General features: G+C 41.7%; 8 protein-coding genes. 2 read left to right on the top strand and 6 right to left on the bottom strand.

Annotated elements, in window-relative coordinates:
- Nucleotides 1–74: 74 nt before the first annotated feature.
- From ACIQXQ_RS10835 to ACIQXQ_RS10820, 4 genes are all read right to left on the bottom strand, one after another.
- Nucleotides 75–4,412, bottom strand: coding sequence for an endonuclease (locus ACIQXQ_RS10835; protein WP_402957303.1), 4,338 nt, complete (start codon nucleotides 4,410–4,412; stop codon nucleotides 75–77).
- A 162-nt stretch (nucleotides 4,413–4,574) separates the two neighbouring features.
- Nucleotides 4,575–7,133: a bifunctional metallophosphatase/5'-nucleotidase gene (locus ACIQXQ_RS10830; RefSeq protein ID WP_402957301.1), complete on the bottom strand. Its 2,559-nt coding sequence runs from the start codon at nucleotides 7,131–7,133 to the stop codon at nucleotides 4,575–4,577.
- A 353-nt stretch (nucleotides 7,134–7,486) separates the two neighbouring features.
- On the bottom strand, nucleotides 7,487–7,879 hold the full coding sequence (locus ACIQXQ_RS10825; protein WP_402957299.1) for a DUF1648 domain-containing protein: 393 nt from the start codon (nucleotides 7,877–7,879) through the stop codon (nucleotides 7,487–7,489).
- Between the two features lie 7 nt (nucleotides 7,880–7,886).
- Nucleotides 7,887–8,396, bottom strand: a complete 510-nt coding sequence (locus ACIQXQ_RS10820; RefSeq protein WP_402957297.1) for a hypothetical protein — start codon at nucleotides 8,394–8,396, stop codon at nucleotides 7,887–7,889.
- Nucleotides 8,397–8,624: 228 nt separating this feature from the next.
- On the opposite strand from ACIQXQ_RS10820, the gene ACIQXQ_RS10815 reads away from it, so the two are divergent.
- Nucleotides 8,625–8,876 carry a hypothetical protein gene (locus ACIQXQ_RS10815; protein WP_402874120.1) on the top strand — a complete coding sequence of 84 codons (252 nt, stop codon included), beginning with the start codon at nucleotides 8,625–8,627 and terminating at the stop codon, nucleotides 8,874–8,876.
- 268 nt (nucleotides 8,877–9,144) lie between these two features.
- On the opposite strand, the gene ACIQXQ_RS10810 is transcribed toward ACIQXQ_RS10815, so the two are convergent.
- Nucleotides 9,145–11,799: an SH3 domain-containing protein gene (locus ACIQXQ_RS10810; RefSeq protein WP_402957295.1), complete on the bottom strand. Its 2,655-nt coding sequence runs from the start codon at nucleotides 11,797–11,799 to the stop codon at nucleotides 9,145–9,147.
- 316 nt (nucleotides 11,800–12,115) lie between these two features.
- On the opposite strand from ACIQXQ_RS10810, the gene ACIQXQ_RS10805 reads away from it, so the two are divergent.
- Nucleotides 12,116–12,616 carry a membrane lipoprotein lipid attachment site-containing protein gene (locus ACIQXQ_RS10805; protein ID WP_402874114.1) on the top strand — a complete coding sequence of 167 codons (501 nt, stop codon included), beginning with the start codon at nucleotides 12,116–12,118 and terminating at the stop codon, nucleotides 12,614–12,616.
- Nucleotides 12,617–12,823: 207 nt separating this feature from the next.
- Here the strand turns inward: ACIQXQ_RS10805 and ACIQXQ_RS10800 are convergent, their stop codons facing one another.
- Nucleotides 12,824–13,138, bottom strand: a complete 315-nt coding sequence (locus tag ACIQXQ_RS10800; RefSeq protein WP_402874112.1) for a thioredoxin family protein — start codon at nucleotides 13,136–13,138, stop codon at nucleotides 12,824–12,826.
- Nucleotides 13,139–13,276 lie beyond the last annotated feature (138 nt).

Below are 13,276 nucleotides of genomic sequence, written 5' to 3'. Positions count from 1 at the left end.
CAAAAAGAGCATGCTGACAAGCACATGCTCTTTTTGCTTTTCATTGTTTACTCGTTTGTCAGAGATTCAAGAAATTAACTCGCTTTTTTAAAATCTTTGGTTTGTGCTGACCCCCAAATCTCGTTGGCCCATTCTGGATGGTCGATGAATGGATTACGATTGTGCTGCCATTTTTCATAAATGACATCGTTGCGGTTACTCTCAAATTCATCAACTGGATCGAGTTCATTCCACTTCAAAAGCGTTGACAACTTTCCATGAAGCGGTTTTGGATACGTATTGACCGTATCGGAAAGTTCCAAATCAAGCTCGCCGTTTCCTTCATAGCGAACGGCCATATAAAACAACATGCGGGCGACATCGCCTTTAACATTGTCAGGTGGCTCCCATGAATCCGAATCGAACTTACAGTCACATCCGCTATAGCCTTGGCCTCCATTGTCGAAATCCAGATGCCCTCGTTTACTATTCACCGACACATCTTCCGGACGAAGGTGATGAAGATCTGTCCCAGGACCTACGCTTGTCCCAAAATTTCCATGGGATTTAGCCCAAACATGCTCACGATTCCACTGTCCCGAGTTCCCTCCATTTGAACCTTTCGAAATGGATTTTCCAGAGTACAGCAAGATGACGTTCTTAGGATTATTGGGATCTTCATCTGCATCCTTAATGCCATCCCATACTTGAGCGTACGTCAACTTTGTCTGACTTTTGATGATGGTGTGGAGCGTCGTTTTCAATTCGTTGCCCGTTTTTCCGGACGCTTTCTCGTAATATGCTTCAAGTGGCTTATCCCCTGATACTTTCAGGCTGAAACTAGCAATCACTTCTGAAGACTTGTCCTTTGCTTTTACAGCGACAATGTAATTTCCCACTTTATCGGTTGGAAGGGTCAATGTAGATCCTACTATTGAACCGAATGTAGACGAAAAGGTAAGTGAATCGTTATCAGGATCCTCAAAGTACTCACGTAGATTAAGAGTAACCGTCGAGCCCACTTTCACATCTACATTATCGAATTTCTTCACAATAGTAGGGGCTTTATTCTCCTTTGGAGCGAAAGGAGAAGCAATCGCTTTCCCTTTCGCATTCAAGAACTTGATTTCAGACGTATTGACACCTTTTTTAGTCGTCCATTTCTGAACATTTTCAGCGCCTCTGATTTCTTTGATATTCGCATTTTCGATGATGACTTCTTTCACCATAGCGCCACTGAAATCAATGATGGAAGCCTGTTTGTTCGGCTGAAGGATCACCCTTGTGTTCTTCAAACCCGGTCCCTGCAGTTTTGCATATTCACTCTTGATGTAAATGCCCTCTTCAATGGTAGAGAATTCATCGACATCAATCAAGGCGCTAGGTACGGCAACCATCAGTTGTTTCTTTTTGAAGTTTTTCAAGTAATATGTTTTTTTCGGAATGATGGATTCATCTTCCTCAGCTACTGATATATCCGTTTGAATCAATACAGGGTCATGATCGCTTGCCCGTCCATGTGTTTCCATGAAGGATGAGTTAATATGAACGATGTCCACTTTTGTGGATTCTGCCATATTGTTGGATACAAGAATATGATCAAGTACTTGGGAGTTTCCTTGATATGTGTAAGAGTAACGTTGTTCAAACGGTACTTTCTCAATCATATTGGTCAGTTCTTTACCCTTTAATTCTTTAAGTGGTGCTGAGAATTCAAAGTCATTAAAGTCGCCGAGCAATACAATATGTTCATCAGGATTTTCTTCCTTGATTCCTTTGACAAATTGATTGACGATAGAAGCAATTTTTAGCCTTTGAACCTCACTTGATAGAACAGGTGGCTGATTTTTCCCGAATAAAGGTTGGTCACCGCCCTTGGAATTGAAATGATTGGCGACGACGACTACACTTTCTCCTTTAAATTCAAACTGGGCAGCCAATGGCTTCCTGCTTGAAGCAAAAGCCGAATTAGTAGGATCAATTCTCCCAGGATTCAAGGTAAGCTTATCTTCTTGATAAGCAACGGATTCCGTCGAATTCCCTTTTGTTCCCTCAACTAATTGCACACGGTCTGCATTATACAAAAAGCCTACGCGGACATTTCCACCAGGTGCCCCTCCATCCGCTTTATCTTCTGGCGCAATATCAATATATTGATAGGCTGGTCCGCCTGATGCCTTGATTTTGTCGATCACTTTCTGTGCACTTTGACTGGCATCCGTCGTTCCGCTATCTGTTGCCCCGTCATTATCCTGCATTTCCGTCACGCCGATAATATCCGGCGCTTTTAGATTCGTAATGATGGAATTTGCTATTGTCGTAACCTTTGAAACAGCCGTTTGTGTCGAGAAATTCTCGATGTTATAAGACGCAATCGATAGTTTATCAGACTCTGATGATAACGACGTCACTTCCCTAGCTGTTCCGCCATCCTGTAATGTCGGCAACTTGTTTTTATCCGTCAACACCCTATAGTTGCTATAGCCGTAGCTGATTACCCCGGTAACATTACTTGTAAAGAAGTCTCCTGTTTTTGCGACGAATTTTTCATCATCCATATCTAGGGTGATTCTTTCCGGATTATAGTCTTCTTCCGTTACTTTGACTCCGCCCACTGCCGTGTTTGTTTTCATATCTCCCGGAATCACAACCAATTCACCATAATCTTGGGGAGCTACCACTTTCGGTTGATAGACTTCAACGAGCATTCCTTCTAAACTCTCATAAAAATCAATTCCATCTTCTGTCGGTTCGAAATCGGTCAATTGATCATCATCGATATTTTCAGAAGGTGGGATGACATCTTTGCCTATAACTACCGGTTTCGGAATGGCTAGAGTACCCGTCTTTTTAATAGTCGTATTGGTCAATTCAGTCGTTGGCAGATCCATCGTTTTCATTTCAGCGTAGCCTTCGACATACCATTCCACAACTTTACCATCCACCGAGACGGAATCTCCCGCTTTCAACCCATGCGCTTTGTTGTAGACAAGGATTCCTTCCGACGTCGTCAAATCATCGTCCGGATTAGGATCTTGCATGTAAAAGTTATTGGCATCCTTTACATACGTGACCACACCTTCGACATTTGAGACAAGCTGATCTTCATACGGTGAAAAATGATTCATCCCTTGAATGTCACGAATCTTCAAGTCATTCGTTTTCGTGACGGTATAGGCAAATGTGAATACTTCCGATGTTTTGTCGTTCACGGCGATTGCCTTAATGACCGTATCTTTCGTTAACGTTATCGGTGCTGTGTATAACGTGCTTGAAGTGGTTGGAGTAGAGCCATCTAACGTATAATAAATCTTTGCTCCTTCCCAGCCAGATTCAAGGGATATTTTTGTATTTTCACTGACCGTTCCAGGATAAACATCCGTATACACAGCTGGTTTGTTCACCAATTCATAGTCTTCAAGCCCTCTTGGCTTAAGCTGATACGCATCATTGAATTGTGACGCTATTCCAGTGACGGAAATGAGGTCTCCTTCTTTAAAGCTCTTCAGGAAATCCTCATAACTCGAACCATTCCGGTTATCATGGCGAACGAGTACGGAATTACCTTTCTCATCTTTTGCTTTAAATTCGAATGTTCCGTATGTGCCCGATGCTGCCAAATCAGTGATGGTCGCCTTCTCAATGGTGACTAGCTCTCCTTGTGTGGCATCATTGACTCCTGCCGCATCGATTCGTTGTGTTTCAGGAAGGGCATTCCCAGAAGAAACCACATCAAGGGTCGTAGGTTGGATTTGTAATTCGTTACTATAAGCAGAGACCTTTCCAATTAATCGAACCTTATCTCCTTGCTTCACATCCGTTGTCCATGAAGTTCCATACACATAAAGTCCAGCGGTTTGGTCTTGGATGTAAAAGCCTTTTCCTCCCCAATAGCCAACTCCCGTCGTAACGATTCCTTCAATCTGCACCACATCTTCCGTATTCGTGCGTGCTTCTGCAAGGGAACCCAAAACCTTCACATCAGGTTGCTCTGGCGGTATGCCGCCATCACTAATGATTGTGTAAGCAGTTGGAGATTTAAGACCAGGAACACTGAAGTACGCTTCCAATGAACCGGTAATCGTCACCTGTTTCTTGAGTAGCTCCGGGTGATCCACTAAATTCAAGGATGTCCGAATGTTACCGCTAGGTAGCTGAACCGGCATGATTTTTTTACTGTCGGTTTCATCCGGACTATCTGCGATTCCTATATTGGTATTCACAGTAAAAGGTGCACTTTGGACATAGCTTGTACCACTAGAAGCTGTTCCTACGATATAGCCTTTCACCGTTTTACCTTTCCCACTGTTATTCACGATGGCTTCTGCTACAGATAGGAACTCTTCCGCTTTTGCGACCGCTGCATATGGCAAAATCGTTGATAGAACTAATAATAGGGCAAAGAAAATCTTACTTATCCCATTCTTCTTCAAGTACTCAACCCCTCCAGTTTTTTATTAAACCTTGGCGATGTTACCTGTCAGTGAGTCAGATATTCCGCTTCCTATCTATTAAAGAGTGGTGTCTCCTTTAACTACTACATTTTTAAAGGAAGAAAGATTCGTGACATCTAAAGTGGCATCGCCCTCCCTGTATCAGGGATTTGGAGTAATCCCAGAAACGTCCTTAATCCGTCCCTCGATGGTTGGGTTGACTGTTTTTAACTGGCTTACATAATCCGCAAGGTTCTCCCAATCAGGAAGGCCGATGTCCGTCACTCTTCCTTCTGCATAGGCTTTTGCAAAGACTGTAAAGCCATCTCCACCCTTGGCTGTAAAGGCATTGGTGGCTACTGTATATTGCTTGGTTTTATCCAATTCGCTATACGTTCCATCTTGTCCTTTCACTTCAACCTTTTGTACGCGTTGCCCCACATCCTTTGTGCTGTCATATGTGAATTTCATGCCAGATACATGTAGGAAACCGCCACTCTCTCTCGGTGCTTGGCTCACGCTATGTTCCAATGCTTGCGTTATTTCCGCACCAGTTAGCTTCATCGTCGCCAGTGTATTGCCAAACGGTAAAACGGTAAGGATATCCCCTAATGTGATGTCACCTTCATCGATACCGGCTCGGATACCTCCACCATTTTGGAAGGCGATGACCGTGTCTTTATTATATTCTTTTGCTTTCGTCAGCATGGCATCGGTAATCAGGTTCCCCAATTCCGTTTCATTTTTACGGACACTTGGTTTCGTGACGTCGCCTGTATCACGTAGGCTTTCCATCGCCTTCACTGCGATTGCTCCCGTGTTGGTTTCTTTTAGCTTTTTAATCTTCTCAGAGTATGTTGCCAACTTTTTAGCAGCTTCCGCATCATCCTGTTTGTCGGCAAGCTTGATCAATTGACCTGCTTGTCCAATGATTTTCCCTTTACTATCAAATTCAACATCGAGCGTACCTAGATAATCACTATATTGATAAGCTTGGACAACGACAGTCGGGTCTTTCGTTTGTCCTTTTTCATCCTCACTGATCACAACTGGACCGTCTAACTGTGTATGGCTATGTCCACCGACGATCACATCAATCCCTTTTACCTTAGACGCCAGCGTTAAATCATTATCATATTCGGCATTGTCATCATACCCAAGATGGGAGATGGCGACGATTTTATTCACGCCCATGCCTTCGAAAGCTTTCACGGCCTTTTCTGCTTCTTCCAGATAGTTCTCGAATACGATGCTGTCAGGGCTTGAAATGTCTTTCGTTTCTTCTGTCGTCAGGCCAAAGAACCCGACCTTCTCACCATCGATTTCCTTTACGATGCCGTTATAGATCTTCCCTTGTTCAGGTTCACTCGAATATAGATCCGAGAATAACCCTTTAAATTTATCGTCTTTGGAAAAGTCTACATTCGAACTGACAAATGGGAACTTGGCGCCTTTAATAAAGTCTGCCAAGGCTTGATGGCCTTCTTCACTTGACCCTAAATCAAACTCATGATTTCCGAATGTCATCACGTCATATTTCATTAAGTTCATGAATTGTAGATCAGCCTGACCCTTGAACTCATTAAAATACAAAGTTCCTGAGAATACATCACCGGCATCGATCAAAAGCGCCTTTGGCTTACTTTCCCTTACTTCCTTAACGGCAGTCACCCGTTTGGCCACGTTATCCAAATGAGCATGCGTGTCATTCGTATGCATCAAAGATAGGGTGAATTGAAGCCCTTCTTCAGCTGTTGCAACCAACTTATCTGCTGCTGCAATCCTTGCTTGGAAAGCCTTCTTATCCGCTTTATTGATTCCAGTTAAATCAATAGCCGCTTTCGCTTGTTTAGCCGCGTTGATCTGTGCTTTCGTCTTAAGTGGTCCCTTTGCCAGCTTTTCGTACGCACTTACTTTCTTTTCTACTGCTTTTTTCTTTTCGGCATATTTCTTTTCTGCATTCAGGGCCGCTTCATATTTTCCGTTGACTTTCTTCGCGTAAGCATGAATGGCCTTACCGAGTTTGGATGTTTTGCTTACCTTTTTCAACTGGCCTGAAACGGCGTCCATCCGTTTGGCAGCTGTTTTCAAGTCCCCTTTTGCGATCCAATACTCGGCCTTATCATAGTAGTACGGCACTTTAAGATCCCCGTTTAAGGATTTTTTCGTTCCTTTGGTGAACTTATCGTATAGAAGGGCTTCAATCTTGGCGCCGTACACGGTATCTTTAATGTCCTTTTCGGTCTTTTTCACAGCTGCATCCAGTGCGTTATATTTTTTCTTAACCTCCGTCGGTTTTTGGGCGATAACGGAATTCGTCAGAGACTTAAGTGCTTTATCATGGGCTACCTTAGCCTTTTCCGCCTTTTGATAGCCTTTCACATAACCCTCTGCCCGTGTTATGTATTTATCATAGGCCTTGATTTCCTTTAGTTTTTCATCTTTTTGTTTTTTCGTTAAGGTTGATTTTTTAATCGTAGCGGTTATGTCTTTTTTCGCCTGTTTTGCAGCTTTGGTTTGTTTCTTGATGGTGGTTACGGAAGCGAGTTTAGAAGAGTAGAAGTACGTGTCGAATGGCTTTTTGATGGTGGCCTTCGCTATCTTGATTTTACTGTTTAAGCTTGTTGTTGCAGCATCCGTTGGCACCGGTGCCACTGCGACGATAGTTGATGCGGCCAGTACGGTGGCTGACGCAAATTGAATCATTTTCTTTTTCCCCATATAAAATAATTCCTCCCCATTCTTTTTCTATGCCGAAATAAGGTTTTATTAGCATGCCCACCGAGGACTCAAGGCAAAACATGCTTTCATAAAACAGAAAATCTCAGCATATCCCATTATCACAAATCCATTTTTCTAGATATGTGTATAACCTATAATACAACAGAATATTCCAAATTTATATCAAATCCATGATTTTTTACACAATATTGACATTTTTATAACTTGACAAATGTTGTTCTCTAGCATCTTTCTACATCATTTTACAAAATCCAGCTCCCTCTGCCATAAAAATCTCTATAGTAAAAAAGCGATTCCTCTTCATGAAGAATCACCCGTTTAATCTGTACCTATTATAGAACCGCTTCCATGATCCTCCAGTTAGCAAGAAGCAGACAAATGACGATGCCCGTTTTGATGATATTCACCATCAGCCTATTGTACGTTACCTCCTTGTCTTTATCTTCACTTTTATAGATTCGTAAGTTGATGGAATCAGGATACCTTTCAACAAGGCTAAACACACCAAAAGCCAATAGCCCGATTAATGGCAGACCTAAAATGCTTTTCTTATCTCCCCATTGGGATACGGCACCCGATGGATCAAAACTCATAGGGATGCTATTCGGTAGAACCGGCCACTTTAAAAATATGTATACAAACATCATGATAAGTAGAATCATCGAAACACTATCTAATAAACTCTCAACGAATGTTTTTTTAGTTGTTACTTGTTGCTTGTCCATGTTCTCCTCACCTTCTTAACATAGCCAATTCCTTTGCCAGGATGGAAGGACGAAATTTCTTTTGATGAAAGAACTCCTTTAACTCTTCCGGAGTCTGATAGGAAAGCCTGATATGGTAGTAATTGATATGTTCAATGATGGCGAATGCATAAAGAAAGATGAACCAATAATGACCGACCGAAAAAAAGATGAATTGATAAACGGCTACGAGTAATCCTATCAAGATCAGAACCATATTAATCTTTTTAAACGCACGGAAAATACGTAGTGGAGCAGAAGGCAGCCCGACGAACTTCTTTTGCTTCGCTTGTTTCCATTTCAGAAACCAATAGAGGCTCCCTTGAAGCAGGATGAACTCCAGCACAACAAAGGCATAGATAGGGGGAAATGAAATCAAGTAAGGATCCTCCCATTTCTGTTGCTGAATGAATAACAACCACAAAACGGCAAAAAGGACCGTTGCCGTCAACTCACCTGTCCATAAACTGTATAATTTCCGGTTCGCTTTTTTTTGCATCTAATTCCCCCTGTATACATTCGAATATTTTTTTCTATCAATTTCTCTCTTCAGCTTTCTACATAATATTTCTCTAAAAAACAAAATAATCCTTCCAGGCATCCCTCATGACTACCAATTTTATATGGGTATCCTTGAGCCTTTTATTAAAAAAACATGACAAATCGATAAGCTAACTTGTCCGAAGTCGCATTAACTATATAAACCAGTAGAAAAGAGGTGAATTACATGTCTGATTCTGTGTCCATTCCTAGACCTCCTGATGTAGTGACGATACTATGGGAAAGAAATCCTTTAAGGCCTCACTCTTCTCGTACAATTGTAGAAGCTACAGTCATCGGAAACGCTGATTCCTGCAAGCTATCAACAGGTAAGTCCTACCGGAAAGCTGTAAATTGTCTACTATCAAATGATTTTGTAAGGGTTTCGAATACCTGTTTGGGAGTTTTCGGGGTTTCCGTCTTCGTCCGTAAATTCTAGTATATTTTATTTAAGAGAGACGATATTGGACTGAAGGTGGATAGGTAAAAGGTTCAGGCCAAGCGTGATACCTGAACCTTTTCCTACTTATAATACTGAAGAATTTTTTCGAAAAATCGATATAATGGCAAAATCAGAAGATATAACCGCTCTTTCCGAAGATATATGAGAAGATTTCGAAGATAAAATTGCCTTTCCGAAGATACATGTTGAAATAAGCTATATATCGTAAAAACCACATGAACCTAATCATGTGGTTTTTACGATATTATTTATATTTTGGAATTTCAATGTTTAGATTATAGGAATCTAATAAACTATACAGATTATAAATCTGTTTTACTTGCTTCACGGCCCAGCCGATATCTGTTGCATATTGGTGTGTGGCATATCCATAACTGCTAGCCCCAGCAGGATTCCATCTCATTTTATATAAGGTGTCCTGACCTGTGGAGATATACCCTTTGGCGATGAATTCTGCACCACCAATGATGGCCGCTTCCGGAGTGAACCAACCTGCATTATAGGCATACTGCGCGCCGCTACTTACTGCCGTTCCATCATACGCGCCGATTCCATACATATTATAGACCGTCTTTCCATTCACCATAACGCCTGTTGCTAATGGTGAAGTCCCTTTGCCCGTTTCCAATAATGCGTGTGAAATAAGATAAATATCATTGACTCCATATTTATCCCCTGCCGTCATGAAGGTGGCTGCTTGTCCTTCTAAAATCCCTTTGCCGGATAGGATTCTACTATTCACTTCGGCAGCATTTAGGTTCGCACTTTGAGAGAGTTTAACAAATTGAAAAGAGTTAACTGGATCATCCACGAAATTATCTGGATTCAGATGATATTTCACATCTTCTGGACTCGCATTGACCCAGGTTTTATTGATATCGACTTCATACCAGTAATAACCGTCAGAGCCTTTCACCTTCGATTTGATTGTAAGAGACTGATTATTGCTGACCGAACCGACTACCCAGTTATCCGGACCAGCTCCTCCTCGTACTCGCCAGCCCGATCCATTGACCGTACCTTTCGTGGAAGAGGTCAAAATAATACCGTCTTCACGTATGTAGGTTTGGTAACTTTTATCCGTTTGGGCATTGACGGCCATCTGCAAATCTACCATCTTGTCGATCGTCAGGCCATAATCTGTATAATTCTTAATGACCGTTCCAGGAGCATTGCCTGGAGTTTCTGCAGCTGTGTTAACTAAATACTGTGAGCTCACATATCCCGTTTTCCCATTTGCTGAAACCTTTGCCCAACCATCAGATTCAGAATACACCGTTACCGCCGTATTATTGGCAAGCATTGCCACGATAGAGGCAGACGTTGAGGCTGCGGATCGCATGTTGAGATTAGATCCATCGTTCACCTTCACGAATTTAATGAGCGTGTTTTCTTCAATTGGAGGGGTAGGTTCCGGCTTTTCCTCTATTGAAGTCGGTTTGGTCGTTGAAAGATATTTTGTATTCACATAACCTTCCTTATTGTTCGCCTTGATTTTTGCCCAGCCATTGGACTCCGAATACACCGTTACCTTCGTCCCTTTCGTTAGCTCGGTGACGATTGCCGCGCTTGCGGAACCACTTTTCCTCATATTCAGCGTACCTGAACTTACATTCACGTATTTTGTCGTCGTCTTAACCGGAGTGGACGCTGGTTTGGCCGTGACTGGTTTCGTTGTGGAAAGATAGGCCGTATTCACATAGCCTTCCTTATTGTTCGCTTTGATCTTCGCCCAGCCTTTTGACTCTGAATACACCGTGACTTTAGTGCCTTTGGTTAATTCCGTGACTATTTTCGCGCTCGCGGATCCACTTTTCCGCATATTCAGCGTACCTGAGCTCACATTCACGTATTTTGTCGTCGTCTTAACCGGAGTGGACGCTGGTTTGGCCGTGACTGGTTTCGTTGTGGAAAGGTAGGCTGTATTCACATAGCCTTCCTTATTGTTCGCTTTGATCTTCGCCCAGCCTTTTGACTCTGAATACACCGTGACTTTAGTGCCTTTGGTTAATTCCGTGACAATTTTCGCGCTCGCGGATCCACTTTTCCGCATATTCAGCGTACCTGAGCTCACATTCACGTATTTTGTCGTCGTTTTAACGGTGGTGGAAGCCTTTGTTGCCGTGGCGGGTTTCTTTGTGGAAAGGTAGGTTGTATTCACATAGCCTTCCTTATTGTTCGCTTTGATTTTCGCCCAGCCTTTTGACTCCGAGTACACCGTTACCTTCGTGCCCTTGCTTAGCGTCGTGACAATTTTCGCGCTCGCGGAACCACTTTTCCGCATATTCAGCGACCCTGAGCTCACATTCACGTATTTTGTCGTCGTTTTGACGTTGGCAGTCACTGCTTGCTTAACCGCTCCTGGCTTCTTTGTCGAAAGGTAGGTTGTATTCACATAGCCTTCCTTATTGTTCGCTTTGATCTTTGCCCAGCCTTTTGACTCCGAGTACACCGTTACTTTGGTACCCTTGCTTAGCGTCGTGACAATTTTCGCGCTCGCGGATCCGCTTTTCCGCATATTCAGCGAGCCTGAACTCACATTCACGTATTTTGTCGTCGTTTTGACGTTGGCAGTCACTGCTTGCTTAACCGCTCCTGGCTTTTTTGTGGAAAGGTAAGTGGTACTCACGTATCCTTCTTTTCCATTTGCCTTGACCTTAGCCCATCCCTTGGATTCCGAATACACCGTTACCTTCGTGCCTTTACTTAGCTTCGCCACAACGGTTGCGCTTTCCTTACCGCTTTTTCGCATATTCAGCGACCCTGAGCTCACATTCACATATTTTATCGTTTCTATCGTTTTTTGTTCGGCTGATAGTGGAGCTGCAGATATATGTTCTTCAAAAGCAACAGTACTCAATACTGCGAAACAGAACGTTGGTATAAGTAACTTCTTCATATCATTCTCCCTACTAAAGTATTATTTTTATTACATTAATTTAAATATCGGTTAAAAATAGTATTCTGGTATAGGTAATTAAAACTATTTTTATGACATAATTGTGCATTCTACTAAGTTTCTATCTATTGTTAAGTTCTCTTAATCTAATAGTAAAATAATTAATATTTATGTAACATAATTGAAATGATAGGATTTTCAGGAATATACTTTATCCTTCAAAAAGGAATGTTATGTAAGCAAGGTTTTTGAAAATATTTGTAGAATAATAAGTTGAGGAAAGAAAAAAAGATTTCCATTAATAAGGAGGTTGCATATGAAAAAGATCATCCTTTTTTTAAGCGTAGTAGCAGTATTGGCTGCTTGTTCGAATAGTGAGGTGAAGTACGATGGAGCACCTTTGAACATTGCAGTAATTGGCGAAACACCTGAATTTAAAAATAATAGTATTTCTGTTAAATCGCTATCATTAGACAAATTAAGTAAAGATATTGCAAGAATCGAAGCTGACTTTGATGCCGTTCTGTTAGCACCCGACGTTTTTGAAGAAGCATCAGACGATAAATTTGTGAACGTTTATAGAAGTTCAGACATTCCGATTGTCTTCTTCGATTCTAGTAAAAAGCACGATCCCTTTATAACGGAGGGCCTTACTTATGAAACGGCCCATGATTCTTTAACGAATGGTTCTCATACGACCATTTATTTGCATGATGATCATGTAAATAAAGAGGATGCTTGGTACTTTTATTTAGACGATAAAAAGAACATAGATCAACTTTACACCGATCTCTTCAAAAAAATTGAGGAGTTATAAACAAAAGAAAAATGCCCCTTTAGTGGGGGACATTTTAATTCGTTACATCGACTATATCTTGAATCGAATCTTTAGCTCCCAATCGCCAGATCGGTGGCTTGTTGAATGTCTGAAATTTTGTATACTGCGTAACTATTTAATCCTATTCACATAAACGAAAAATAACCCCCACATGACATCATGCGAGGGTAGGTTCCGTGCTTATTATTATAGGTTATTTAAAAACTCATTCACTTGATCAGGAGTTTTAGCGTTCGCACTGTGCAGGTGGGCGATTTTTTCACCATTCTTGAATACCAATAATGAAGGGATTCCCATGACAGTCTGTTCTTCTGCGATTTCCGGGAATTCGTCTTTATCGATGGTGAACCAATTCTTGTCTTGATGTTCTGCTGTGATGTCACCGATGAACATATCCAGACGCTTGCAGTCCGGGCACCATGTTGTCGTGAAAATCCCGACCGTTAATTCATCTTGTTTGATTTGTTCACGATATTCTTGTTCTGTACTAATCGTTTTCATAATATTCTCCTCCGAGCTTTTCTAAAAATAGCCTATGTCGCATATGTGACTCAGTGATAAATATATAGGTATTTCCTTCATTATTCAAATTCTAACTACAACTCACCAGTCAGATTCGTTATTGTTCCCAACATTACA

Origin of the sequence: Peribacillus sp. NPDC097198 (assembly GCF_044762055.1) — a bacterium.
Classification (GTDB): domain Bacteria; phylum Bacillota; class Bacilli; order Bacillales; family DSM-1321; genus Peribacillus.
Note: the sequence above shows the minus strand (reverse complement) of the source record. Positions and strands in the feature narration are given on the sequence as shown.

Bases quoted from the DNA above. Each gene is read 5' to 3' on its own strand.
- ACIQXQ_RS10830 (WP_402957301.1), bottom strand. From the start codon at position 7,133: ATGGGGAAAAAGAAAATGATTCAATTTGCGTCAGCCACCGTACTGGCC.
- ACIQXQ_RS10825 (WP_402957299.1), bottom strand. From the start codon at position 7,879: ATGGACAAGCAACAAGTAACAACTAAAAAAACATTCGTTGAGAGTTTA.
- ACIQXQ_RS10820 (WP_402957297.1), bottom strand. From the start codon at position 8,396: ATGCAAAAAAAAGCGAACCGGAAATTATACAGTTTATGGACAGGTGAG.
- ACIQXQ_RS10815 (WP_402874120.1), top strand. From the start codon at position 8,625: ATGTCTGATTCTGTGTCCATTCCTAGACCTCCTGATGTAGTGACGATA.
- ACIQXQ_RS10810 (WP_402957295.1), bottom strand. From the start codon at position 11,799: ATGAAGAAGTTACTTATACCAACGTTCTGTTTCGCAGTATTGAGTACT.
- ACIQXQ_RS10805 (WP_402874114.1), top strand. From the start codon at position 12,116: ATGAAAAAGATCATCCTTTTTTTAAGCGTAGTAGCAGTATTGGCTGCT.
- ACIQXQ_RS10800 (WP_402874112.1), bottom strand. From the start codon at position 13,138: ATGAAAACGATTAGTACAGAACAAGAATATCGTGAACAAATCAAACAA.